This is a genomic window from Pseudomonas sp. CNPSo 3701, assembly GCF_028674975.1.
GTDB lineage: Bacteria > Pseudomonadota > Gammaproteobacteria > Pseudomonadales > Pseudomonadaceae > Aquipseudomonas > Aquipseudomonas straminea.
This window is the reverse complement of record NZ_JAQZSI010000001.1, coordinates 1321076-1345422: the sequence shown is the minus strand read 5'-3', so window position 1 is coordinate 1345422 and position 24347 is coordinate 1321076. Positions and strand designations below refer to the sequence as shown.

The window sequence follows — 24347 nt, the reverse complement described above, 5'->3', positions numbered from 1 at the left end:
GAAAGGAGGATTGTGGCCCAAGCCAAGCACAGGCCGGTTTCGCCCCTTCACTGCGAATTGAGGTGGATTCATGTCAGATATTGTTATCGTCAGTGGCGCTCGCACGCCGATGGGTGGTTTTCAGGGTAGCCTGTCTTCGCTAAGCGCAACGGATCTTGGTGCAGCGGCGATTCGCGCCGCCATCGCTCGGGCGGGTGTAGCGGCAGACGACGTACAGGAAGTGATCATGGGCTGCGTGTTGCCTGCCGGCCTCAAGCAGGGCCCGGCGCGTCAGGCATCGCTGGCCGCTGGCCTACCGAGCGCCACGGGTTGCACCACCATCAACAAGCTCTGCGGCTCGGGCATGAAGGCGGTGATGCTCGCCCACGACCTGATCAAGGCCGGCAGCGCCGAGGTGATGATCGCTGGCGGAATGGAGAGCATGTCCAACGCGCCCTATCTGCTGCCCAAGGCACGCGGCGGCCTGCGCATGGGCCATGGCGAAGTGAAGGATCACATGTTCTTCGACGGCCTGGAGGACGCGCGCACCGGCCGGCTTATGGGTTCCTTCGCCCAGGAAACCGCGGATCGCTACGGCATTACCCGCGAGGCGATGGACGCTTACGCCATCGAATCGCTACGCCGCGCGCAGCAGGCCATGCAGTCCCGTGTACTGGCCGATGAGATCGTACCTGTGACCGTGGCGAGCCGTAAGGGCGATACCGAAGTGAACGAAGACGAACAGCCGCTGAACGCCAGGATAGACAAGATCGCCAGCCTGAGGCCGGCCTTCAGCAAGGACGGCAGCATTACCGCGGCAAATGCCAGCTCGATATCCGATGGCGCCAGCGCGCTAATGCTGATGAGCGCCGAGCACGCCAGGGCACGCGGCCTGCAACCGCTGGCGCGTATCGTCACCCACGCCACCCAGAGCCAGGATCCCAGCGAATTCACCATCGCGCCCATTGGCGCCATCAGCAAGGTGTTGCACAAGTCCGGCTGGCGGAAGAACGAGGTCGACCTGTTCGAGATCAACGAAGCGTTCGCCATGGTCACCATGCTGGCCATGCGCGAACACGATCTGGATCACGCCAAGGTGAATATCTACGGCGGCGCCTGCGCTCAGGGGCATCCGGTCGGTTCCACCGGCTCGCGCATCATCGTCACGCTGATCAACGCCCTGCGCCAGACCGGCGGCAAGCGCGGCATCGCCTCGCTGTGCATCGGCGGCGGCGAAGCAACGGCGGTCGCGGTTGAGGTGTTGTGAGAGACCAGTCAGGGGCGCGCTCGCGCCCCTTAGAACCTATTCAAAGTCTGCTGCGCGTCGGCACTGCTGCGTTAAAAACAGGCTCTTATTTCAACTCGGTAAACGCCAGCTTGATCCCCAGGCCGACCAGCACCGCGCCCATCAGACGATCAAACCAGTGGCCCAGACGCGCGAAGCCTTCGCGCACGCGCTGCTGACTGAACAGCATTGCCACCAGGCAGAACCACAAGGCCGTCGCCACGGCCAGGTAAACGCCATAGCCGCCCTGCACGAGCAGCGGGGTGTGCGGGTCGATCACCACGGTAAACAGCGACAGGAAGAACAGCGTCGCTTTGGGGTTAAGGCCATTGGTCACGAAGCCGGTAACGAACGCGCCACGCGGCGACCTCGCCGGGGCGTCGGCTTGCTCCTGAACCGCGCCGGGCGCTGCTGGTCGCGCCTGCAATGCCTTGAAACCGATATACAGCAGGTAGGCGGCGGCCAGCCACTTCAGCGCGTTGAACAGCACGATCGACTGGGACACGATCAGGCCGATGCCCAGTAGCGAATAGGCTACGTGCACAAAAATTCCGGTGCCCACGCCCAGCGCACAGAACACACCGGCACGGCGCCCATGGGCCACGCTCTCACGCACCACGATGGCGAAGTCCGGTCCCGGGCTGGCCACGGCCAGCAGATGGATGAGAGCAACGGTAAAGAATTCCATCCAGTACACGGCGACTCCAGGATTGGCTAGTGGGTCCAAGGGCGCACTCTGCGGCAGAGCACTTCTGATAGGCTGCACTTTACTTCCCGACAGGACAGCCAGAAAGGTACAGCTGATGAGTAAAACAGGCCGCGCAGTGTTTCTCGATTATCGCTCCCTCGACCTCGGCGATCTGGACATGGCGCCGCTGCGCGAGCCCTTCGCCGAGCTGGTACTGCACGACCAGAGCAGCCCGGTGCAGATCATCGAGCGTCTGCAGGGCGCCCGCGTAGCGATCAGCAACAAGGCGGTGATCGATGCGGACGTGTTGGCAGGCTGCCCCGAGCTCGAACTGATCCTCGTTGCTGCCACCGGCACCAATAACATCGACCTCGCCGCCGCCCGGGCGCATGGCGTCACCGTGTGCAACTGCCAGGGTTACGGCACACCTTCGGTGGCCCAGCACACCCTGACACTCCTGCTCGCCCTGGCCACAAGTCTGCAAGACTATCAGCGTGATGTTCGCGCTGGCCGTTGGCAGCAGTCGCCCATGTTCTGCCTGCTCGACCACCCCATCGTCGAGCTCGAAGGCAAGACGCTGGGGCTGCTCGGTCATGGCGAGCTGGGCGGCGCAGTAGCCAGATTGGCCGAAGCGTTCGGCATGCGCGTGCTCTATGGCCAACTGCCGGGGCGCCCGCCCCGCGCTGATCGGCTCGCGCTGGACGAGTTGCTCACCCAGGTCGATGCCCTGACCCTGCACTGCCCGCTCACCGAACAGACCCGCAACCTGATTGGAGTCCGCGAGCTCGATCTGCTCAAGCCAGGCGCCTTCGTGATCAACACCGCCCGCGGCGGCCTGATCGACGAACAGGCTCTGGCCGACGCCCTACGAGCGGGAAAGCTGGGCGGTGCAGCCACCGACGTGCTGACCCAGGAGCCACCCAGAGAAGGCAATCCATTGCTGGCCGACGACATTCCGCGACTGATCATCACCCCGCACAGCGCCTGGGGCGCTCGCGAGGCGCGCCAGCGGATCGTCGGCCAACTGGCGGAAAACGCCGCGGGCTTTTTCGCAGGCCATGCCAAACGCCAAGTCAACTGATCCTTTGGTGCCTCGGGCTTGCAGCTTAAGGTCCACGCCCCTACCCTTCGCGCTTTTGCCGGGGTATAGCTGATGGATCCGCGAAGTGAAGTACTGCTGCGCCAGGCCGAACTGTTCGCTGGCCCCGCCCTGCTCGCGGGCTTGCCGGCCGATGATCTGCTCGGGCAGTTACCACAGGCTGCAGGCTGGAGCTGGCATGCAGGCGATCACGCCCGACTGGACGGGCGTTTTGCCGGGCGTAGCGCCTTTGGCGTCATGCCGCCGGCGGCCGCCCGCGAAACGGCCGTGCTGTTCCTGCCTAAGTCCCGCGAATTGACGGCCTATCTGCTCGACGCCCTGGCCGCCCACCTGCCCGGCAAACTGCTGTATCTGGTGGGCGAGAAGCGCGCCGGCGTCGAACGTGCCGCCAAGCAGATGGCCGCCTACGGCAAGCCGCGCAAGCTCGACAGCGCACGCCACTGCCAGCTGTGGGAGGTGCGGGTTGATCTGGCTCCGGCCGAACCCGACCTGAACGCACTGGCTCAGCGCTACAGCCTGCCGCTGGCTGACGGCCCCCTCGAGATAGTCACCCTGCCCGGTGTATTCAGCCACGGCCGCCTGGATATCGGCAGCGCACTGCTGCTCGAATACCTGGATCAATTGCCAGATGGCCATCTGCTCGACTTCGGCTGCGGCGCAGGCGTGCTCGGTGCAGTGCTCAAGCGCCGCTATTCACAGAGCCAGGTCACGATGCTGGACGTCGACGCCTTCGCCGTCGCCAGCAGCCGCCTGACCCTGGCCGCTAACGGGCTGCAGGCCGAGGTAATCAGCGGCGACGGTATTGCCGCCGCGCCCTTCGAACTGAGCGCGATTCTGAGCAACCCGCCCTTCCATCAGGGCGTACATACTCATTACCAGGCCAGCGAAGACCTGCTGCGCCAGGCCTCGCAGCATCTGCGCAAGGGCGGCCAGATCCGCCTGGTGGCCAACCGCTTTCTCAAGTACCCGCCGCTGATCGAACAGCATATCGGCCCCTGCCAGACCCTGGCCGATGCCGATGGCTTTCGTATCTACCAGGCGACCCGCCCGTAACGCAGGTCGCCTGCGGCAGAGCGGCGCAGGCCTTGCCCAACGTGAGACGTTTGGGCAGAATGCGCGCGTCCTAGGGGAGTAGTCTCCCGCGAGCACCAGCTCGCCCGGCATGCATCAACATACTTGGTCCACAGACCATGGTGCGTGCGACCCAAGATCCGCCGAGATGGATCTGCGCCGTTCGGCTCGAACGCCGCGCAGGGTTTGACAAGACCTATGACACGAACACCTTACCCGGGGCGGGGAGGCTGTACGTGTCATAGCCGTGTCTACCCGCCCCTTTAGGAAGCCTGATGCTGGAATCTCTGTTCGTTCCCACTCTGATCGTTGCCCTGGCGGAAATCGGCGACAAGACGCAACTGCTCGCCCTGTTGCTGGCCGCGCGCTTTCGCAGGCCCTGGCCAATCATCTGGGGCATGGTCGCCGCCACCCTCGCCAATCACCTGGCCGCCGGCGCGGTGGGCAACTGGGTCGCAGGTCTGCTCTCGCCCGCGCTGCTGAGCTGGATTCTGGCGGCGTCCTTTATCGCCGTGGCACTGTGGACGCTGATCCCCGACAAGCTCGACGATGACGAAAGCTCCAGCCTCAAACGCTATGGGCCGTTCCTGACCACCCTGGTGGCCTTCTTCCTGGCGGAGATGGGTGACAAGACTCAGGTGGCGACAGTAATGCTCGCCGCCCAGTACCCACACTTCATCATGGTGGTGCTGGGGACTACGCTGGGAATGCTGATTGCCAACGTACCGGTGGTGCTGGCAGGCAACTTTGCGGCCGACCGCCTGCCGCTCACTCTGATTCGCCGACTTGCCGCCCTCGCCTTCGCCGTACTGGCGATCTATGCGGCGTACCAGGCCATGCTGTTGAGTGGCTTTTTAAACGGCTGAACTCCTCAGGGACAAAACCAACGCCGGCACAAGGTTTTGGCCTTGAAGCTGAGCCGCCACCAAGCAGACGGTGGCGGCTTTTCACATCGTGATCAGCCTTTCTTGGCCTGCTGATACAGGGGCATGACTTTCGGGATAGCCGCCTGCAGCGAGGCGATACGGCTCGACGAGGACGGGTGCGTGCTCATGAACTCTGGCGGCGCACCTTCGCTGGCCTTGGCCATCTTTTGCCACAGACTGACCGCCGCATTGGGGTTGTAGCCTGCACGTGCAGCGAGTTCAAGGCCGATCAGGTCGGCTTCGTTCTCGTTGCCGCGGCTATTGGGTAGCGTCATACCGTAATTCACTGCAGCATCAGCCAGTGCCATCTGGTCCGAGCTGACGCCCAGTAGCGCGGCAGCGCCCTGCTTCGCCAGGTTCACACCATAGGCCTTGGACATCGCTTCGCGGCCGTGCTCGCGCAGGGCATGGGCGATCTCATGGCCCATGACCGCGGCGATTTCGTCATCGGTAAGATTCAGCTTGTCGATAATGCCGGTGTAGAAAATGATCTTGCCGCCTGGGCCGCAGTTGGCGTTCAGCTCAGGGCTCTTGATCAGGTTGACCTCCCATTGCCACTGGGCCGCATCCGGACGGAACAGCGGCGCCTGCTTGATCAGGCGGTCGGCCACGCGCTGCAAGCGCTTGGCCTCGGCACTGTTCTTGTCCAGCGCGCCCTGGCTGGAGGCTTCCTTCAACGTTTGCTGATAGGACTGGGCATACATCTGGTTGACCTCATCGGTCGACAGCGCACTGAACATGTACTGTTTGCGCTCGACGCCGACCGAGCCACCGCTGGTGGTATTGACGGCTTGGCATCCTGCCAGCAGCAGAGCCGCGGTCAGCGTGGTGATGGACAACGACGGTTTCATGCTGGATCTCCCTGGTAACTAAGAAAGGTATGCTAGGGGCTGCCCGTATTTCAGTGCAAGCAAAGCCTCAGGCAGGCGTCAGGCACTCCGGCCCGTCGAGCTTCGGGTCATTGACCAGATTGCTCAACACGCGTTCGCGCAGCGCTATCGGCTTGGCGACGAGCAGCGCCTGCAATTCCTCAAGCGGCGTATCGGCGGCCAGCCAGCGCTGCCGTTGCTCGGTATCGAGAATCAAGGGGCGACGCAGCGTCGCGGCCGCCTGGGTGATCATGGCCGTGCTCAGGTACACGTGCCCTTCCACTGGATAAGCCTCCCACACCGCTGCGAAATACAGCAGCGAATCCTCGCCGCTCAGCCAGTACGGGCGCTTGCGCGCCGCGCCGCGCCATTCGTAGAAACCGTTGGCAGGAATCAGGCCGCGGCGCAGACGAAACGCATCGCGAAACATCGGTTGCTCGCTCAGGGTTTCGGCGCGGGCGTGGGATGGCGTCTTCGACAGATCCTTGAGCCATGGGGGAGTCAGCCCCCAGCGCGCACGAACCAGAGCGGGCTGCTCATGTGCGCTGCGCAGCAGCAACACCTGGGAGCCAGGTGCCAGGTTCCAGTGTGGTAGCTGGTCAGCGGGAAAACCAGGCTGCGCCGCGAAGGCGGGCGTCCAGCGAAACAGCGCGAAGCGTCCACTCATGAAAGGCTCATCGGGATGGGTGGCGCAAGCTGCTCAACACAGCAGTACGCCCTGAAAAGAGTCCGGCTCGTCACCGGGTAGCGGTTGCGCGCCATTGTACTCGCCGATCAACCAGCGGGCGCGCTCGGCGTCGACGTCCTCGACCAGCATGCCAAGCAGCCCGCAGGCCGGCAGTTCGCCCACGGCGCCAGACAGATGGGCGCCGACCAGATGTGCCTGGATGCCTTCGCTGGCCAGCATGGCCTTGAGCAACTCGCCCTCCATCAAGTCCTGCGGCTCGTAAACGCGCTTCATCAATCGTTCTCCCCGCGCACATCCAGATGCCAGCTCTGTCCATCGGTTTCGAGCAGAAAGACGATGGGCCTGCAGCATACCGGGCAGTCCTCGATGTATTGCTGATCACCGGCCGACAAATCCAGCACAGCCTCGACCGGTTCACCGCAATAGGGGCACTGGTAATCCTGGGTTTCCAACATGGGGCGCCTCCGGGTGACTTGCAGGGTATAATGCTCGACCACTTGCCGCTCCCGGGTTGCCGTCACGCTGTCATCAGGCGTTATCACGGCACGGGGCGCAGCGCTTTCAACTCTTCAATCGCAGCGATAATCACAAGAGATCATGATGGGCGAATTCGACAGCATCCGACCCTATGCCGACGCGGAAATTCCAGCGGTTCTGGCGCGTCTGTTGGCCGACGATGCGTTTCTCGACATCCTTACCCAGTTTCGTTTTCCGCGCCTGGCCGGCCCGTTTGGCTGGGCGCTCAAACCTCTTATAGCTCATCGGCTGCGTTCGCAGTTCCGCCATATCGATTCGGTTCGCGCGCTGCAGGAATCTATCGAGCCGTATATCGACCGCACCGTCGAGCACGCCACCGATGGCGTGACCTACTCGGGCGTGGAAACGCTGAAGGCCGGCAGCCCCTACCTGTTCCTGGCCAACCACCGCGACATCGTCATGGACCCGGCCTTCGTCAATTACGCCGTGTATCACGCCGGCCTACAGACGCCGCGCATCGCCATCGGCGACAACTTACTGCAGAAGCCTTTCGTCAGCGACCTGATGCGCCTGAACAAGAGCTTCATCGTGCACCGCTCGATCACCGGGCGTCGCGAAAAACTCGCGGCCTACCAGCTGCTGTCGGCCTACATCAGCCACTCGATCGGGCAGGATGGCGAATCGATCTGGATCGCCCAGGCAGAAGGCCGCGCCAAAGACGGTGATGACCGCACCGATTCGGCAATCCTCAAGATGTTTCACATGAGCCGCAAGGACGAGCCGTTCGCCGACGTCATCGCCAGCCTCAAACTGACCCCGGTGTCGATCAGCTACGAGTACGACCCCTGTGACCAGGCCAAGGCGCGAGAGCTGTACACCCGCGCTACTACCGGCAGCTACACCAAGCAGCCGGGCGAGGATGACAAGAGCATCGGCCTGGGCATCACCGGCTACAAGGGCCGCGTACATGTGCATTTCGGCGACCCGATCACCAGCGGCTTCGAGGATGCCAAGCAGCTGGCAGCGCTGACCGATGCGCAGATCCTCACCGGCTACCGGCTGTTCCCGGTACACTACCTGGCCTACGCCATGTGGAGCGAGCGCGATCCGCAGCTTGAAGTGCCGGCAGCCGAATCGCTGTTCGGCGCAGACGAACTGGCCGCCGCCAAGGAACAGTGGCAACAGCGCCTGAGCCGCTGCCCGAGCGAACAACAGCCTTACCTGATCCTGCAGTACGCGATGCCGGTGCGTAACCAATATCGCGTCAAGGCCGGTCTGCCGCTCTGATTCAGCTGCCCCGAAAAACGAAAAAGCCCCGACGAGTCGGGGCTTTTTTACATCTGCCGGCAGTTACTGACCGTTGAGGATCTGCCCCAGGGTCGGGTCCTTGAATGCACGGGTGAGCGCGTCGCTCAGCACATCACTGACCAGCTTGGTGTTGGTTTCCTGGTTCGGCGCCATGCCGAAACGCTGGTTCAACGAAGCGCCGTAGCGACCGCTGTAACGACGACTGCTGTTCTGCACATCAGCTCGGAAGCTGGCGGTCATGTCGGCCTCAGTCACGTACATGCCTTCCTTGGGCGACTGATATTTCAGCTCGGCCAGGGTCAGGGTCAGTTGCGGTGCGTTATAAGCGTTTGGCGTCGGGGTGAAACCCAGCAAACGCACAGCAGCTTCGGCCTGCGCCTGCAGCTTGGGCAGAATGTCCTGGCCGGAAACGCTGATCGCGCTGGTTTCAGGGTACAGACCGCCTCGGGTGCCCAGCACCGGAGAAGGACGTCCATCGACCACCCGCACCACCACAGGCTGACCCTGGCCTACCGCGTTGAGCGGCCCGGTCAGTTTGGGCTGCGGGCTGAGTTGCTGCGGGCTGTGGGCACAACCAACAAGAGCCAGACTGAAAACGGCAACCAGACCAAACAACAGGCGTTTCATACTCGGTTCTCCATGAGGGGCGCTAAAGGCTGGCGAAGTATAACGAATCGACCTGTAAACGGTCAGCGCGGTTCCGCGTCACCCACTCGTCACATGCTAGCGGTATAAGACTTTGGTCGCTTTGCATGAACGGAGCTTGTTTGATGCGTGCATTCCTCAAGAAAGTCGCCAGCGCGCCTAACCCGCGCATTTTTGCCTGTCTGGACGAACACGGCATTTGCCGGGCCTTTCGCCAGAGCGCCCAGCCGCCGGGCCCTACAGGCTGGCATGAGGTCAACGAGCAACGTCTGAGCTGGCTTGGCGCGCCCTTACCGAAAAGCGCATTTACCCGCCACTGAGCGCTCATAGGGGCGTTTTCCTACCCTGATGCGTGTGCAATAAAAGTCACACGCAGCTGATCACTTCCCCCGCTTTCGCCTTATAATCGCGCCCCGATTATAAGGACGCCTCCTGATCGGCATCGCCGTACCGCTGATGCACTCATGCCATCGGCAACGCCACAGAGAGTCGCCCACTTCGTGCTGCTCGATATCGAAGGCCATCACCCGCTGCAGAAGCTGCGTTTTCGCGGAACATCTGCCGGCTGAGACGGCCCAACAGGCACATGAACTTTTGAGGTTCGCGTTCCAAAAGAACGTGAAAAAACGGTTTCAATAACTTCACAAGAGTGTGGCGAACATATGAATCAGCTTGCGGCAGGACAAGGCGACCTCCTTCCGTCATCCCATTCCTCATTACAGCTCTGCAACCGCTGCTGACAGGCGCCTTTGACGCCCAGGCCGACGGCCTATGACTGGACGCTGATTTTTTGGAGATGTGGTAATGGCGCAGAACGATTACGAAGCTGTAGATGTAGTGCTGGTCGGTGCCGGCATCATGAGCGCAACGCTGGCCGTGCTGCTCAAGGAGCTCGACCCTGGCATCAAACTGGAAGTCGTCGAGGCAATGAGCGCCGGCGCGGCAGAAAGCTCCAACCCGTGGAACAACGCGGGCACCGGGCATGCCGGTTTGTGCGAACTCAACTACACCCCCGAGTCCGCCGACGGTTCCATCGACATCAAGAAAGCCGTGAGCATCAATGCTCAGTTCGAGGAGTCCAAGCAGTTCTGGGCCCACCTGGTCAAGAAAGGCACCTTTGGCTCGCCCAAGTCCTTTATCAACCCGGTACCGCACCTGAGCTTCGTCCGCGGCCAGAAAGGCATCGACTACCTCAAGAAGCGCTTCGAGGCGCTGCACGTGCATCACGCTTTCGAAGACATGGTGTACAGCGAAGACCGCGCCACCATGAGCGAGTGGATGCCGTTGATGATGCCGGGCCGTGACCCGAACGAGCCGATTGCAGCGACCCGCATGGCCAATGGCACCGATGTCAACTTCGGCGCGCTGACCAAGAGCCTGCTCGATCATCTGGTTCAGCAGAGCAATGCCCGTGTGACCTTCAATCAGCGCGTCACTGATCTCACTCGCAACGAGCACGGCTGGCGTGTGAGCACCAAGGATCAGCAAAGCGGTAATCATCGCCAGATCCAGGCGCGCTTCGTATTCCTCGGCGCCGGCGGCGGCGCCCTGCCCCTGCTGCAGATGTCCGGCATCGCAGAGGGCAAGGGTTTCGGTGGCTTCCCGGTCAGTGGCCAGTGGCTGCGCTGCGACAACCCGGAGGTGGTCAACCAGCATCAGGCCAAGGTATACAGCCAGGCCGAAGTCGGCTCACCGCCCATGTCGGTACCGCACCTGGATACCCGTGTGGTCGACGGCAAGAAATCGCTGCTATTCGGGCCTTATGCCGGCTTCACCACCAAGTTCCTGAAGAAGGGCTCGTTCCTGGACCTGCCGATGTCGGTGCGCCTGAACAACATCGGCCCGATGCTGGCCGTTGCCCGCGACAACTTCGACCTGACCCGTTACTTGGTCAAGGAAGTCATGCAGTCCCAGGAGCAGCGCCTCAATACCCTGCGCGGCTTCTACCCGGAGGCCAAAGCCAGCGACTGGCGCCTGGAGATTGCTGGTCAACGTGTGCAGATCATCAAGAAGGACGCCAAGAAAGGCGGCATCCTGCAGTTCGGTACCGAACTGGTGGCGGCTCAGGACGGCTCCATCGCCGCTCTGCTGGGTGCCTCTCCAGGCGCCTCGGTAACCGTTTCGATCATGCTCGACCTGATTCGCCGCTGCTTCCCCGAGCAGGCGGCCTCAGCCGAGTGGAGCACCAAGCTGAACGAGATCTTCCCGGTGCCTGCCTCGGTCCTGATCAAGGATGCCGAGCAGTACCGTGCTGTTCAGGCGCAGTCCGATACGCTGCTGCAGCTGCGAGATGTCTCGCCGGTCTGATCGATGGCCTGACGAAAACGGCGCCCTTGAGGCGCCGTTTTCATTTCTCCATCCAAAGCCCGAGACAATAAAAAAGCCAGTCAGCAAGCTGACTGGCCGAGGGCCTGGCAGGCCGGGCGTTACTGGAACAGCGAGTCGGCGGAAAGGCCGTTTTTCTCAAGTATTTCGCGCAGGCGCTTGAGTGCTTCGACCTGGATCTGCCGCACGCGCTCACGGGTGAGGCCAATTTCCTGGCCTACCTCTTCGAGCGTGCAACTCTCGTGGCCACGCAGACCGAAGCGGCGTACCACCACTTCACGCTGCTTGTCAGTGAGCTCCGAAAGCCACTGGTCGATGCTCTGGGACAGATCATCGTCCTGCAGCAGCTCGCAAGGATCCGTAGGACGGTCATCGGTCAGAGTATCGAGCAGCGTCTTGTCGGAATCTGGGCCCAGCGACACATCCACCGAGGATACGCGCTCATTCAGGCCCAGCATGCGCTTGACCTCTCCAACCGGTTTTTCCAGCAGGTTGGCGATTTCTTCCGGGGAAGGCTCGTGGTCGAGCTTCTGGGTAAGCTCCCGCGCGGCGCGCAGGTAGACGTTAAGTTCTTTTACTACGTGAATAGGCAGGCGGATGGTGCGGGTCTGATTCATGATCGCCCGCTCGATTGTCTGCCGGATCCACCAGGTTGCGTAGGTGGAGAAACGGAAACCGCGCTCCGGGTCAAACTTCTCGACAGCGCGAATCAGGCCCAGGTTGCCTTCTTCAATCAGGTCCAGCAGCGACAACCCGCGATTCACGTAGCGCCGGGCGATCTTCACCACCAGCCGCAGGTTGCTTTCGATCATGCGTTTGCGCCCGGCGGGGTCGCCCTTCTGCGCGAGACGCGCGAAGAACACCTCTTCTTCCGGGGTAAGCAGGGGAGAAAATCCTATTTCGTTGAGGTAAAGCTGAGTGGCGTCGAGCGCCCGGGTGTAGTCGATGTACTTATGCTGCTTGCTGCCGGCCGGCTGCTTGGCCTTGCTGCGCGTGGCGACCTTGGCACAGGCCGCTTTGTCATTAGCCTCGTCAAGATCGATGTCAGGCTCCATCAGGAGCACGGCGTCATCGATGTCAAACTCCGGCGCTGCCTTGGTATCGAGTGCCATTTTATTATTCCGTCCCTTGCTGAGTTCGACCAGCAAGCTCCGATGTGCCCGTCTCCTTGGCTACATCCGAGCCCGTCCATCCCACGTGAGCGGGTGAACGAGCGACAGATCAACGGCTTGGCAGGTATTGCATTGGATCTACAGGCTTACCTTGGCGGCGAATTTCAAAGTGAAGTTTCACCCGGTCAGTTCCCGTAGAACCCATCTCGGCAATCTGTTGCCCGACCTTGACCTGCTGCCCCTCCCGTACCAACAGCCTGCGGTTGTGACCGTAGGCACTCACGTAGGTATCGCTGTGTTTGATGATCACCAATTCGCCGTAGCCCCGTAATCCACTCCCGGCGTATACAACGGTTCCACCAGACGCAGCAAGGACAGGCTGTCCCAATTCCCCTGCTATATCAATGCCTTTATTCAAACTACCGTTTGAGGAAAATCGGCCGATAATCGCACCACCAGCGGGCCATGCCCAGCCAGTCGAAGAGCGAGGAACGCTCTGCACGGGTGTGGTCGCAGGTGTCACTACAACCGGTGTCGAGGGCCGCGCAGGCGTTTGTGCTGGAGGAGTCTGCACTGACGTGGATGGCCGGCTGGGCGTGCTCACCACAGGTGTTGAGGCAGTCGGCGTGGAAGCCACGACAGGCCTGCTCGCTCCCCCCGAGCCGAAGCGAATAACCTGGCCAACACGGATCATGTAAGGCGGTGCGATGCTGTTGTGCGCCGCCAGTGCTTTCCAGTCCCAGCCATAGCGAAAGGCGATGGAGTAAAGTGTGTCGCCACGTTGCACACGGTATTGGCCGGATGTAACCGGCTGACGCTGCGCCGCCGCGTTGTTGCGATCGACGACCTGCACACCACCGGATGGCGAGCTGGCGCAGCCGGCGGACAACGCACCCACGGCGACCAACACCAGCAGGTTGCGCAGCATGCCCGAGGAACGGTGTCCTTGTTTGGCTGTGGAACTCACCCCAATCTCCCTTGCAGACGGCCTCGAGCGACCAGTAAAGAATGTCAGGCTCACGCCACGTCGACCTGGCGGCGGCGTGCCAGCCACTCCACACCCAGTACCAGAATGATGGCGCACAGGCTCAGCGCAACGGCCAATAGCAACTGCGCATTCTCACCCGTGATCTGAGCGAACTGCCATGGCAATAGATTGACCTGCTCAAGGGGAAACGATTCACCGTGGCGATTGGTCTGCCAGGTCAGCGTCTGCTTCCAGGGCCAAACCTTCACCAGAGAGCCCAGCATCAGCCCGGCCAGAAACGCCATGGTCAGGTCTCGCATACGGGCCAGCAGCCAACTCAGCAGCTTGGAAAAACTCAGTAGGCCCAGCAGGCAGCCGGCGGAGAATACCGAGAGTACCGCAACATCGAGATTTTTGATCGCCCCTAACACCACGGGATAGAGCCCCAACAGCACCAGAATGAAGCTACCGGAGATACCCGGGAGGATCATGGCACTGATGGCGATGGCGCCGGCCAGAAACAATGTCAGCGGGTCGGCGGAAAGCTGGACGGGCGCGGCCAGGGTGATCCACAAGGCAAATATCAGACCGAGAGCAAAACTGACCACACGGTTGCTGCACCATACCGCCACTTCACGCCCGACCAAGTAGACGGAAACCAGCACCAGCCCGAAGAAAAAGGCCCACAGCTGTATGGGGTGTTCATACATCAGGTAGCTGATGAGGCGCGCCAACGTGAAGATGCTGCTGAGAATGCCCAGCATTACTACCAGCAGAAAGGTGGCATTGCACACCTGCCAGGCTGCCACGATGCGCCCACGTAGCATCAGCATCAGCGCTTGGGGAATAGCGGCGAACGAAGCGAGAAGTTTGTCGTATATACCGGTGATCAGGGCAACGGTGCCGCCAGAGAAACCAGGCACCACATCGACCGCGCCCATCGCCATTCCTTTGGTATACAGCAACAAGGTTTTCTTCATGCATCCTTCCGTTCTATTTGAATCAGGCCAACGGGCCGCTAAGCAGGGGCACAAACCGTACTGCGTCGAGTACGTGCCGGGAGAAACCCTGTTCCTCACGAATGATCAATAACAGTTGCTGAACATCGCCTGAACCGACCGGTATCACCAAACGACCACCCGGAGCCAGTTGATCCAGCAGCGCCTGGGGTACTTCCGAGGCAGCCGCGGTGACGATGATGCCGTTATAGGGTGCCAGCGCCGGCCAGCCTTCCCAGCCGTCGCCCCATCGAAAGACCACATTACGCAGGCTGAGTTTGACCAATCGTTCCTTGGCCCGTTCCTGCAAGCCCTGAATGCGCTCGACGGTGAAAACCCGTTCGACCAGTTGCGCCAGAATCGCCGTCTGGTAGCCGGAGCCGGTGCCGATCTCCAGCACCTTGTCCAGCGGGCCAGCGGCAAGCAGCAGCTCGCTCATACGCGCGACCATATAAGGCTGCGAGATGGTCTGGTTGTGGCCGATGGGCAGCGCCGTGTCTTCATAGGCGCGATGGGCCAGGGCTTCGTCGACGAACAAATGCCGCGGCGTGCGCCGGATCACCTCGAGCACGCCGGCGTTGGACAGCCCTTCTTCGTAGAGTCGCTGGATCAGGCGTTCGCGGGTACGTTGCGAGGTCATGCCAATCCCGTGGCGGTCATGCTCCCGATTCATTTCATCAACCCCTCCAACCAGGGTTTGAGGCGGTTGAGTCCATCCTGATAAGTACGGTCGAGCTGCAACGGCGTGACCGACACATAGCCCTGCATCACGGCGTGGAAATCGGTGCCCTCGGCGCCGTCTTCGACGTCACCGGCAGCGGCGATCCAATAGCCGGCTTTGCCGCGCGGATTGACGTCCCGCACCGGTGCGGCGGCGCGGGCGCGATGGCCCAGGCGGGTCAGCTGCACGCCACGGATACGCTCAAGCGGCAGGTTCGGTACGTTGACGTTGAGCACGGTGCGCGGCGGCAGGTCTAGCTGCTCATGGGCCGCGACCAGCTTGCGGGCGAAATGGGCGGCAGTGCCCAGATTCTCGGCCGACCGCGAAACCAGCGAAAAGGCGAATGCCGGCCGGGCCAGAAAACGGCCTTCGAGCGCGGCGCCGACGGTGCCGGAATACAGCACGTCGTCACCCAGATTGGCGCCCATGTTGATGCCCGAGACGACCAAGTCCGGCACGTCGGGCAGCAACCCGTTGATACCCAGGTGCACGCAGTCGGTGGGCGTGCCGTTGAGGCTGATGTAACCATTGGCCAGCGTGCACGGATGCAGCGGGCGATCTAGAGTCAGCGCGCTGCTGGCGCCGCTGCGGTCACCATCAGGGGCAATCACCGTGCAGTCGGCGTAATCAGCCAGCGCAGCATGCAACGCGGCGAGGCCCGGTGCGGCCACGCCGTCATCGTTAGAAATCAGAATACGCATGGGTTGTCCGTCTGCCCTGCCGGCAAAAGCTCGACGATTTCGCGCACCAGAGCGGTGGCGAAACATCCAGCCGGCAGGACGAATTCCAGTTGCAGAATGTCAGGCTCGGGATAATGCCACGTCAAACCGCTAATGGGGAGGCGCAGGATACGCCGTTCGTGCGCCATGTCCGCTTGTGCGAGCCACGCCGTCAGCTGTGGCTCGGTAGCAGCGACGCGCTGCTCGAGATCGAGCGTGGCGCCCAGGGCAGGCGAAGCGCCCTCGCCCCACAGCGGCCCGGTGGGATGCAGGTCCAGTTCAGCCAGACGAGGATCCCGGCATTCGGCCTCACCAGCGGCGAAAAAGCTGCGGCTGTCGGTGAATGCCAACAGGTCGCCGGGCAGCGCCTGGTTCCAGGTGCCGGCCGCCACACGCTCGGCCAATACACGGTTGAACAGAAAGCTGCGCGCCGCCGACAGCACCCGCGAGCGCACATTGCGCTTTTCCGGCAGCTCACCGCGTTCGGCGAAATGTCGGGCATGGGCGACGTTACCGCCCTCGAAACCGAAGCGCTGGGCGCCATAGTAATTGGGAATGCCTTGCTTGCGGATCGCCTGCAGGCGCTGTTCCAGCGCGGCCTGCTCGGCCTTGAGCTGGGTCAGACGCAGGGTGAAGCCATTGGCGGCATGGGCGCCGCGTTGCAGCTTGCGGCTGTGACGCACCTGTTTGAGGATCGTCAGGGTATCGTCCTGGGCGGCGCTCAGATCAGGATCGTGCTTGCCCGGCAGATGCAGGCTGAACCATTGTCGGGTCAGCGCCTGCTTGTCCTTCAGGCCGGCGTAGCTGATCAGCCGGATCGGTACGCCCGCGGCGCGCGCCAGGCGACGTGCGGCATCCTCGGTATTCAGCCCGCGTTTCTCGACCCACAGCCACAGGTGCTCACCGGCGCCAGACAGTTCGATGTCCAGCACTTCATCGACCTGAAAATCCTCGGCCGTGGCCTTGAGAACGGCCTGACCGCAGGGTTCGCCATGGGCGCGCGGGCCGAGCAGCTCCTGTTCGGTCATGCGCTGACCAGCAGCGCGACGGCGTGTACGGCGATGCCTTCCTCACGGCCGACGAAACCGAGTTTTTCGGTGGTCGTGGCCTTGACGTTGACCTGATCGAGTTCGACCTGCAGGTCTTCGGCGATCAGCTTGCGCATGGTCTCGATATGCGGCGCCATCTTCGGCGCCTGGGCCTCGATGGTGGCGTCGACGTTGCCAACCTTCCAGCCCTTGGCGTGCACCAGGCCGACCACGTGACGCAGCAGCACGCGGCTGTCGGCGCCCTTGAAGTTGGGGTCGGTATCCGGGAAGTGCTTGCCGATATCGCCGAGCGCCACGGCGCCCAGCAGCGCATCGCTCAGGGCATGCAGCACCACGTCGCCATCGGAATGAGCAACCAGGCCGAACTTGTGGGGAATGCGCACCCCGCCCAGGGTGATGAAATCCCCGTCGCCGAACCGGTGCACGTCGTAACCATGGCCAATCCGCATGAGCCGCTGCCCTCGCAAAAAGGCCGATTCTACCCGAAAGCGCGGGGCGAGGCGGACTTGCACCGCAATCAGGCCAGGCGGCGAGGCTGTGATTTCGCCCGGCGATTACCGGCGAAACCTGCGCCGCGAAGTGAACGCGTCGAAAAACGTGGGAATGTTTTGCCAAGTTGGGGAGTCGACAAGAGAGAGCAGAATTTCTAGCAACCATGGAGACCATCATGGCCGTAGCAAAGAAACCGGCAGTAGCCAAACCCAAGAGCAAAGCTGCACCCAAGGCTGCACAATCTAAACCCAAGGGCGATGGCCTGAGCATCAACACCAGCGTTGATCGCGGTGCTCGCGAGAAGGTCGCCGAGGCCCTGACCAAGGCAGTGGCCGACAGCTACACCCTGTATGTGAAGACACTGGGTGTGCACTGGAACGTGCAAGGCGCCAACTTCTATGGCCTGCACAAGCTGACCGATGAGCAGTACAACGAACTGCATCAGGCCGCCGACGAAATTGCCGAGCGCATCCGCGCCTTGGGCAAGCTGGTACCGACTGGCGGAGAAACCTTCCGCTCGCTGACCGTTATTGATAACGAGGCGCCCCACGGCACCACGCCGCAAATGATCAAGCAACTGGTGCTGGACAACGAAACCGCTGCCCGTCGCATGAGCGAGTTCGCGGAGCTAGCCGAAGAGGCTGGCGACCTGTTCAGCCACGACATGCTGGTAGCGCGCATCGGCGTGCACGAGCAGAACGCCTGGATGCTGCGCTCCAGTCTGGGAGAGTAATCGTCAGGCGTTAAAAGGGCGCTGCGGACTTGGTCTGCAGCGCCCTTTTTCCGTTCTGTGCTTTCACTATCGCTTCGCGGGCATGGCCCGCTCCAACAATATAAGCGAAAACCTTTGGCAGCGGGCGGGCACGCCCAGTCCATGCCCGCGAAAGTCTCTCCTATCGAGGAACTACTTCAGCCTGCCAACGCCTCGGCATGATGGCGCAGGTGATCTTCGATGAAGCTGGCAATGAAGTAATAGCTGTGGTCGTAGCCCGGCTGCATCCGCAAAGTCAGCGGGTGCCCTGCCGCCTTGGCGGCTGCCTCCAGCGCCTGGGGCTTGAGCTGACCATCGAGAAAATCATCGCGATCACCCTGATCAACCAGAATCGGCAGTTTCTCCCCGGCCTCGGCGATCAGGAGGCTGGCATCCCACTCGCGCCAGCGCGAACGGTCCTCACCCAGATAGTTGCTGAAAGCTTTCTCGCCCCACGGGCAATTGACCGGGTTGGCGATCGGCGAAAACGCCGATACCGACTGGTAACGACCCGGGTTCTTCAGCGCACAGATCAGCGCACCGTGGCCGCCCATGGAGTGGCCGGCGATACCGCGCTTCTCCGATACTGGGAAGTTGGCCTCGATCAGCGCCGGCAACTCCTGCACCACGTAGTCGTACATGCGGTAATGGCGTGCCCAGGGTTCCTGGGTGGCGTTGACGTAAAAGCCGGCGCCGAGGCCGAAGTCATAAGCGCCATTGGCGTCATCCGGCACGCCCTCGCCCCGCGGGCTGGTGTCCGGCGCGACGATGATCAACCCCAGCTCGGCGGCCATGCGCTGGGCGCCGGCCTTCTGCATGAAGTTCTCGTCGGTGCAGGTCAGACCACTGAGCCAGTACAGCACCGGCAACTTGGCGCCTTTTTCGGCCTGCGGCGGCAGGTAGACGGCGAACACCATGTCGCAGTTGAGGCTGGAGGAGCGGTGCTTGTAGCGCTTGTGCCAGCCGCCGAAGCTCTTGTTGCTGGAAACGATTTCCAAGGTCATGGCAAATCCTCACGGGCGGAGGATAGCGCCCTCTTGCGAAGGCGCCATCCGCCCCACTGATCAGTAGTGGATGACGGTGCGGATGCTCTTGCCTTCATGCATCAGGTCGAAGGCGTCGTTGATCTTGTCCAGGCCCATGGTGTGGGTGATGAAGGTGTCCAGCGGAATCTCGCCGCTCTGCGACTTCTCGACGTAGCTTGGCAGTTCGGTACGGCCTTTGACGCCGCCGAAGGCGCTGCCGCGCCAGACGCGACCGGTCACCAGCTGGAACGGACGAGTGCTGATCTCCTGGCCAGCGCCGGCCACGCCGATGATCACGCTCTCGCCCCAGCCCTTGTGCGCGCATTCCAGCGCAGCACGCATCAGTTGCACGTTGCCGACGCACTCGAAGCTGTAGTCCACACCGCCGTCAGTGAGCTCGACGATGACGTCCTGGATCGGCTTGTCGTAATCCTTCGGATTGACGAAATCGGTCGCACCCAGCTCCCGAGCCACGTCGAACTTGGCCGGGTTGATGTCGATGGCGATGATGCGCGAGGCCTTGGCCATCTTGGCGCCGATGATGGCCGCCAGGCCGATGCCGCCCAGGCCAAAGATCGCCACGGTGGCGCCCTCTTCCACCTTGGCGGTGTTGAGCACGGCGCCGATGCCGGTGGTCACGCCGCAACCGAGCAGGCAGACCTTTTCCAGCGGCGCTTCCTTGGGAATGACGGCCAGGGACACTTCCGGCAGTACTGTGTACTCGGAGAAGGTCGAGCAGCCCATGTAGTGATAGATCGGCTCGCCGTTGTAGCTGAAACGCGTGGTGCCATCGGGCATCAGGCCCTTGCCCTGGGTGGTGCGCACCGAACTGCACAGGTTGGTCTTGCCGGACAGGCAGAATTTGCACTTGCGGCATTCGGCGGTGTACAGCGGGATCACGTGATCACCGACGGCCACCGAGGTCACGCCTTCGCCGATAGCCTCGACGATGCCGCCGCCTTCATGACCGAGAATCGACGGAAATACGCCTTCGGAGTCAGCGCCGGACAAGGTATAGGCATCGGTATGGCACACGCCGGTGGCGACGATGCGCACCAGTACTTCGCCGGCCTTTGGCGGCTCGACATCCACTTCGACGATTTTCAGCGGCTCATTGGGGGCAAATGCTACAGCGGCGCGCGACTTGATCATGTTTCGGCTCTCCAGATGAATTGCGATGGCGACGAGTGTAGTAGAGCCATCGATTGAGATAATCAGGCAGAATGCAAAACATTATTGCTCTACAGGGATAATCGATAATGTCGCGAGTGATGCCGTGAACCGCTGGGAGGGGCTGGACGAATTCGTTGCCGTCGCCGAATGCGGCCAGTTCACGGCAGCGGCAGAACGCCTGGGGCTTTCGTCTTCGCAGGTGAGCCGGCAGATAGCGCGCCTCGAAGAACGCCTGCATACCCGCCTGTTCTACCGCACCACCCGCAAGGTGGCGCTGACCGAAGCCGGCCAGACCTTTCTGCAGCACTGCCAGCGCCTGCAGGACGCGCGCGAGGAGGCGCTGAACGCCATCGGCGATCTGGGCAGCGAGCCCAAGGGTCTGCTGCGCATGACCTGCGCGGTGGCCTACGGCGAGCGCTTCATCGTGCCGCTGGTGACCAGCTTCATGGCGCGCCACCCCAGGCTTTCCGTGGAAATCGAGCTGAGCAATCGCACCCTCGATCTGGTGCAGGACGGCTTCGATATCGCCATCCGCCTCGGCCGTCTGCAGGATTCACGCATGCTGGCCACCCGCCTGGCACCTCGGCGCATGTACCTGTGCGCATCGCCGGACTATTTGCAGCGCTACGGGCGCCCCCACAGCCTGTCGGAACTGGCTCGGCACAATTGCCTGATCGGTAGCAGCGACGTCTGGACCTTCCAGCTCGAAGGTCGCGAAGCTTCGCAGCGGATCAATGGCAACTGGCGCTGCAACAGCGGCCAGGCCGTTCTGGACGCTGCCCTGGCCGGGCTCGGTCTGTGTCAGTTGCCGGATTACTACGTGCTCGAGCATCTGCGCAGCGGCGCCCTGATATCGCTGCTCGACAATCACCAACCGCCCAACACCGCGGTGTGGGCGCTGTATCCCCAACAGCGTCACCTGTCGCCCAAGGTCAGGCAGTTGATCGACGCATTACGTTACGGTCTTGCCAAGCGCCTTGAATACGCCTGATGCCGGTGCCTGCAAGCCCAGCGCTCACAGAATGTCACAAGCGCCGGCGAACACCGCCGCCGACACTCCGTCGGAATCCATGAGGCCCCTGCTCGGGGCGTTGCAAACCACCAGCATGAGGACAGGGTTATGCAAGTCATGGTCAACAGCGGAAAGCACGTCGACACCTCAATGGCATTCAAGACCGACATTCGCAGTCGAGTGCGTGACAAACTCCAGCGCTATGAAGAGCATCTCACCCGGGTGGAAATCCACCTCTCGGACGAGAACGCCCTCAAGAGCGGCCCCCAAGACAAACGCTGCAAGGTCGAAGCACGGATGAAGGGTCGCGACCCGATGTCGGTGTCTTTTGATGCCTGCGAATTGCAGCAGGCTATCGACGGCGCCATGAACAAGCTAACTTCGGTGCTGGAACGCAACATCGGCAAGAACGCCAAGAAGTGGATTCACTAAGCTCCAGACTGTGACTCAGTGGCGGCCTCGCCAGAGGCGCTCCAGATAGTGCAAGTCTTCCGGGCGGGTGACCTTGAGGTTGTCCGCCCGGCCCTCGATCAGCCGCGGCGCTTGCCCTGCCCATTCCATGGCCGAGGCCTCATCGGTGACCGCGACGTCCGACACCAAGGCTTCAGCCAGTGCCTGATGCAAGGCGCCGAGACGGAACATCTGCGGCGTGTAAGCCTGCCAGATTACCGAGCGATCAATGGTTTCGCGCACGCGTCCATCGCTACCCACGCGCTTGAGGGTATCGCGGGCCGGCACGGCGAGCAGCCCGCCGATGGCGTCGTCGGCCAATTCGGCCAGCAGCAGATCCAGATCGGACTGAGCCAGATTCGGCCGTGCGGCATCGTGCACCAGCACCCAGTCCTGTTCACCAGCACCCAGCTCGGCCAGACGCAGCAGGGCGTTGAGTACCGAGTCAGCGCGTTCGGCCCCGCCGGCAGCGGTGTGGATTCGCCCATCATGGGCGCAATCGAGCGATGGCCAGAACGGATCGTCCTCGGCCAAGCTGACCACCACGCCACGCAAGCACGGGTGATCGAGAAAACAGTGGAGGGTGTGTTCGAGAATGCTTTTACCGGCCAGCTGCAGATACTGCTTGGGCCTGTCGGCACGCATGCGGCTGCCGATACCGGCGGCCGGAATCACCGCCCAGAACGGCGGCAGATCAGGTGTGTTCATTCAGCCAACTGATAGAGGGTTTCGCCGTCCTTGACCATACCCAGCTCGTGGCGGGCACGCTCTTCGACGGTTTCCATGCCTTTCTTCAGCTCCATCACCTCGGCTTCGAGGATGCGGTTGCGTTCGAGCAGGCGCTCATTCTCGCCCTGCTGATCGGCGATCTGCTGCTGCAGCTCGCTCACTTGCGCCAGACTGCCCTCGCCCACCCACAGGCGATATTGCAGGCCTGCAAGCACGAGGATCAGAACGGGAAAGAGCCAGTAGGGACTACGCATGGCAGGTGAGGCACTCGGGTTGGAAAGGGTCGCTGCGGCGGACATCCGTGGATTCTCCCTGCGTCATTGCTATCCGGCAAGGCCGCCAGTGAGCCTGGCGTTACTCCAGGGAAGCCCGCGCGGCAGGAAATACATCCCTGCCGCGCGAACCTGACTCAGCCGCGGAACTCGCTGCGACCGCGGTACAGCGCCTTGGCGCCCAGTTGCTCTTCGATACGCAGCAACTGGTTGTACTTGGAGACGCGGTCGGAACGGCACAGCGAACCGGTCTTGATCTGACCAGCGGCAGTACCGACAGCCAGATCGGCAATGGTGCTGTCTTCGGTTTCGCCCGAGCGATGCGAGATCACTGCGGTGTAACCGGCCGCCTTGGCCATCTGGATAGCTTCCAGGGTTTCGGTCAGCGAGCCGATCTGGTTGAACTTGATCAGGATCGAGTTACCGATGCCCTTGTCGATGCCTTCCTTGAGGATCTTGGTGTTGGTCACGAACAGGTCGTCACCCACCAGCTGAACCTTGGCGCCGATCTTGTCGGTGAGGATCTTCCAGCCCGCCCAGTCGGACTCGTCCAGACCATCTTCGATGGAGATGATCGGGAAGCGCTCAGTCAGCCCCTTGAGGTACTCGGCGAAACCTTCCGCATCGAAGGATTTGCCTTCGCCGGACAGGTTGTACTTGCCATCTTCATAGAACTCGGAAGCCGCGCAGTCCAGGGCCAGGGTCACGTCACTGCCCAGCTTGTAGCCAGCGTTGGCTACGGCTTCGGCGATGGCGGACAAGGCGTCTTCGTTAGAGGTCAGGTTCGGTGCGAATCCGCCTTCGTCACCTACCGCGGTGTTCAGGTCACGAGCCTTCAGCACAGCCTTGAGGTGATGGAAGATTTCGGTGCCCATGCGCAGGCCGTCGGAGAAGGTCTTGGCGCCTACCGGCTGCACCATGAATTCCTGGATGTCGACGTTGTTGTCGGCATGCTCGCCGCCGTTGATGATGTTCATCATCGGCACCGGCATGGAGTACTGGCCCGGGGTGCCGTTGAGGTTGGCGATGTGCGCGTACAGCGGCAGATCCTGATCCTGAGCAGCAGCCTTGGCAGCGGCCAGGGACACGGCGAGGATGGCGTTGGCGCCCAGCTTGGCCTTGTTCTCGGTGCCATCGAGCTCGATCATGGTCTTGTCGAGGGCTTTCTGGTCGACCGGGTCCTTACCCAGCAGTGCGTCGCGGATCGGACCATTGATGTTGGCCACGGCCTTCAGCACGCCCTTGCCCAGGTAACGGCTCTTGTCGCCATCACGCAGTTCCAGCGCTTCGCGCGAACCGGTGGAGGCACCGGACGGCGCACAGGCGCTGCCAACGATGCCGTTGTCGAGGATTACGTCCGCTTCCACGGTGGGGTTGCCACGGGAGTCGAGAACCTCACGACCCTTGATGTCGACGATCTTTGCCATTCTTGTAAGCTCTCCAGAAGTTGTCGAAAACGCACTGCTGCATTCGCTGATCGCGACCGGCCGCACGCGATGGCAGCCAGCCGGACATAC

Annotated in this window: 27 protein-coding genes and 1 riboswitch; of the genes, 9 read left to right on the top strand and 18 right to left on the bottom strand. The window is 62.2% G+C overall.

Going from position 1 to position 24347, the window contains the following annotated elements:
* Positions 1–70: 70 nt before the first annotated feature.
* Positions 71–1246, top strand: a complete 1176-nt coding sequence (locus tag PVA39_RS06130; RefSeq protein ID WP_274123250.1) for an acetyl-CoA C-acyltransferase — start codon at positions 71–73, stop codon at positions 1244–1246.
* 85 nt (positions 1247–1331) lie between these two features.
* On the opposite strand, the gene PVA39_RS06125 is transcribed toward PVA39_RS06130, so the two are convergent.
* Positions 1332–1961, bottom strand: coding sequence for a LysE family transporter (locus PVA39_RS06125; protein WP_274123249.1), 630 nt, complete (start codon positions 1959–1961; stop codon positions 1332–1334).
* A gap of 106 nt (positions 1962–2067) precedes the next feature.
* Between PVA39_RS06125 and PVA39_RS06120 the strand changes: the two genes are divergently transcribed.
* The 3 genes from PVA39_RS06120 to PVA39_RS06110 all read left to right on the top strand — a co-directional run bounded on the left by PVA39_RS06120 (position 2068) and on the right by PVA39_RS06110 (position 4988).
* Positions 2068–3033 carry a 2-hydroxyacid dehydrogenase gene (locus tag PVA39_RS06120; protein ID WP_274123247.1) on the top strand — a complete coding sequence of 322 codons (966 nt, stop codon included), beginning with the start codon at positions 2068–2070 and terminating at the stop codon, positions 3031–3033.
* Positions 3034–3105: 72 nt separating this feature from the next.
* A complete protein-coding gene (locus tag PVA39_RS06115) occupies positions 3106–4104 on the top strand; it encodes a class I SAM-dependent methyltransferase (RefSeq protein WP_274123245.1) in 999 nt (332 codons plus the stop codon).
* A gap of 61 nt (positions 4105–4165) precedes the next feature.
* Positions 4166–4310, top strand: a riboswitch (yybP-ykoY riboswitch).
* Positions 4311–4400: 90 nt separating this feature from the next.
* A complete protein-coding gene (locus tag PVA39_RS06110) occupies positions 4401–4988 on the top strand; it encodes a TMEM165/GDT1 family protein (RefSeq protein WP_093504271.1) in 588 nt (195 codons plus the stop codon).
* Between the two features lie 92 nt (positions 4989–5080).
* Here PVA39_RS06110 and PVA39_RS06105 read toward each other — a convergent pair whose 3' ends face one another.
* From PVA39_RS06105 to PVA39_RS06090, 4 genes are all read right to left on the bottom strand, one after another.
* Entirely contained in the window at positions 5081–5899 is an 819-nt protein-coding gene (locus PVA39_RS06105; protein ID WP_093503817.1) for a M48 family metallopeptidase, read from the bottom strand.
* A 67-nt stretch (positions 5900–5966) separates the two neighbouring features.
* A complete protein-coding gene (locus PVA39_RS06100) occupies positions 5967–6584 on the bottom strand; it encodes an SOS response-associated peptidase (RefSeq protein WP_274123242.1) in 618 nt (205 codons plus the stop codon).
* A gap of 33 nt (positions 6585–6617) precedes the next feature.
* Complete coding sequence (locus PVA39_RS06095) at positions 6618–6878, bottom strand: putative signal transducing protein (RefSeq protein WP_274123241.1); 261 nt, start codon at positions 6876–6878, stop codon at positions 6618–6620.
* Positions 6878–7060 carry a CPXCG motif-containing cysteine-rich protein gene (locus PVA39_RS06090; RefSeq protein ID WP_075929669.1) on the bottom strand — a complete coding sequence of 61 codons (183 nt, stop codon included), beginning with the start codon at positions 7058–7060 and terminating at the stop codon, positions 6878–6880. The genes PVA39_RS06095 and PVA39_RS06090 overlap by 1 nt, the downstream gene beginning before the upstream one ends.
* Before the next feature lie 145 nt (positions 7061–7205).
* Between PVA39_RS06090 and PVA39_RS06085 the strand changes: the two genes are divergently transcribed.
* Complete coding sequence (locus PVA39_RS06085; protein WP_093503821.1) at positions 7206–8369, top strand: 1-acyl-sn-glycerol-3-phosphate acyltransferase; 1164 nt, start codon at positions 7206–7208, stop codon at positions 8367–8369.
* Positions 8370–8432: 63 nt separating this feature from the next.
* Here the strand turns inward: PVA39_RS06085 and PVA39_RS06080 are convergent, their stop codons facing one another.
* On the bottom strand, positions 8433–9017 hold the full coding sequence (locus tag PVA39_RS06080) for a YajG family lipoprotein (RefSeq protein WP_274123239.1): 585 nt from the start codon (positions 9015–9017) through the stop codon (positions 8433–8435).
* Positions 9018–9839: 822 nt separating this feature from the next.
* Here PVA39_RS06080 and mqo point away from each other — a divergent pair.
* Complete coding sequence (gene mqo, locus PVA39_RS06070) at positions 9840–11342, top strand: malate dehydrogenase (quinone) (protein WP_274123235.1); 1503 nt, start codon at positions 9840–9842, stop codon at positions 11340–11342.
* A 119-nt stretch (positions 11343–11461) separates the two neighbouring features.
* Here the strand turns inward: mqo and rpoS are convergent, their stop codons facing one another.
* From rpoS to ispF, 7 genes are all read right to left on the bottom strand, one after another.
* Complete coding sequence (rpoS, locus tag PVA39_RS06065; protein WP_093503828.1) at positions 11462–12472, bottom strand: RNA polymerase sigma factor RpoS; 1011 nt, start codon at positions 12470–12472, stop codon at positions 11462–11464.
* A 109-nt stretch (positions 12473–12581) separates the two neighbouring features.
* The gene (locus PVA39_RS06060; RefSeq protein WP_274123435.1) at positions 12582–13400 is read right to left on the bottom strand and encodes a peptidoglycan DD-metalloendopeptidase family protein; all 819 of its coding nucleotides are present in this window, start codon (positions 13398–13400) and stop codon (positions 12582–12584) included.
* Between the two features lie 89 nt (positions 13401–13489).
* Entirely contained in the window at positions 13490–14419 is a 930-nt protein-coding gene (locus tag PVA39_RS06055) for a DUF368 domain-containing protein (protein WP_274123233.1), read from the bottom strand.
* Positions 14420–14441: 22 nt separating this feature from the next.
* Positions 14442–15077, bottom strand: coding sequence for a protein-L-isoaspartate(D-aspartate) O-methyltransferase (locus tag PVA39_RS06050; RefSeq protein WP_274123231.1), 636 nt, complete (start codon positions 15075–15077; stop codon positions 14442–14444).
* Between the two features lie 29 nt (positions 15078–15106).
* A complete protein-coding gene (gene surE, locus PVA39_RS06045) occupies positions 15107–15859 on the bottom strand; it encodes a 5'/3'-nucleotidase SurE (protein WP_274123229.1) in 753 nt (250 codons plus the stop codon).
* Positions 15847–16905, bottom strand: a complete 1059-nt coding sequence (truD, locus tag PVA39_RS06040; RefSeq protein ID WP_274123228.1) for a tRNA pseudouridine(13) synthase TruD — start codon at positions 16903–16905, stop codon at positions 15847–15849. The genes surE and truD overlap by 13 nt, the downstream gene beginning before the upstream one ends.
* Complete coding sequence (gene ispF, locus PVA39_RS06035; RefSeq protein ID WP_192288625.1) at positions 16902–17375, bottom strand: 2-C-methyl-D-erythritol 2,4-cyclodiphosphate synthase; 474 nt, start codon at positions 17373–17375, stop codon at positions 16902–16904. The genes truD and ispF overlap by 4 nt, the downstream gene beginning before the upstream one ends.
* Positions 17376–17593: 218 nt before the next feature.
* On the opposite strand from ispF, the gene PVA39_RS06030 reads away from it, so the two are divergent.
* Positions 17594–18151 (top strand): Dps family protein, encoded by a 558-nt coding sequence (locus tag PVA39_RS06030; RefSeq protein WP_274123227.1) that lies wholly within the window; start codon positions 17594–17596, stop codon positions 18149–18151.
* Positions 18152–18327: 176 nt separating this feature from the next.
* Here PVA39_RS06030 and fghA read toward each other — a convergent pair whose 3' ends face one another.
* Together fghA and PVA39_RS06020 are read right to left on the bottom strand one after the other, a co-directional pair.
* Positions 18328–19173, bottom strand: a complete 846-nt coding sequence (gene fghA / locus PVA39_RS06025) for an S-formylglutathione hydrolase (RefSeq protein ID WP_274123226.1) — start codon at positions 19171–19173, stop codon at positions 18328–18330.
* A gap of 60 nt (positions 19174–19233) precedes the next feature.
* Positions 19234–20346, bottom strand: coding sequence for an S-(hydroxymethyl)glutathione dehydrogenase/class III alcohol dehydrogenase (locus tag PVA39_RS06020; RefSeq protein ID WP_274123225.1), 1113 nt, complete (start codon positions 20344–20346; stop codon positions 19234–19236).
* A gap of 124 nt (positions 20347–20470) precedes the next feature.
* Here PVA39_RS06020 and PVA39_RS06015 point away from each other — a divergent pair, with 124 nt between their 5' ends.
* Positions 20471–21358 (top strand): LysR substrate-binding domain-containing protein, encoded by an 888-nt coding sequence (locus PVA39_RS06015; RefSeq protein WP_274123224.1) that lies wholly within the window; start codon positions 20471–20473, stop codon positions 21356–21358.
* Positions 21359–21487: 129 nt separating this feature from the next.
* The gene (locus tag PVA39_RS06010; RefSeq protein ID WP_274123222.1) at positions 21488–21811 is read left to right on the top strand and encodes an HPF/RaiA family ribosome-associated protein; all 324 of its coding nucleotides are present in this window, start codon (positions 21488–21490) and stop codon (positions 21809–21811) included.
* A gap of 15 nt (positions 21812–21826) precedes the next feature.
* On the opposite strand, the gene ispD is transcribed toward PVA39_RS06010, so the two are convergent.
* The 3 genes from ispD to eno all read right to left on the bottom strand — a co-directional run bounded on the left by ispD (position 21827) and on the right by eno (position 24257).
* Positions 21827–22537: a 2-C-methyl-D-erythritol 4-phosphate cytidylyltransferase gene (ispD, locus tag PVA39_RS06005; protein WP_093503852.1), complete on the bottom strand. Its 711-nt coding sequence runs from the start codon at positions 22535–22537 to the stop codon at positions 21827–21829.
* Entirely contained in the window at positions 22534–22812 is a 279-nt protein-coding gene (gene ftsB, locus PVA39_RS06000) for a cell division protein FtsB (RefSeq protein WP_027903495.1), read from the bottom strand. The genes ispD and ftsB overlap by 4 nt, the downstream gene beginning before the upstream one ends.
* A 155-nt stretch (positions 22813–22967) precedes the next feature.
* The gene (gene eno / locus PVA39_RS05995) at positions 22968–24257 is read right to left on the bottom strand and encodes a phosphopyruvate hydratase (protein ID WP_274123221.1); all 1290 of its coding nucleotides are present in this window, start codon (positions 24255–24257) and stop codon (positions 22968–22970) included.
* Positions 24258–24347: the final 90 nt, after the last annotated feature.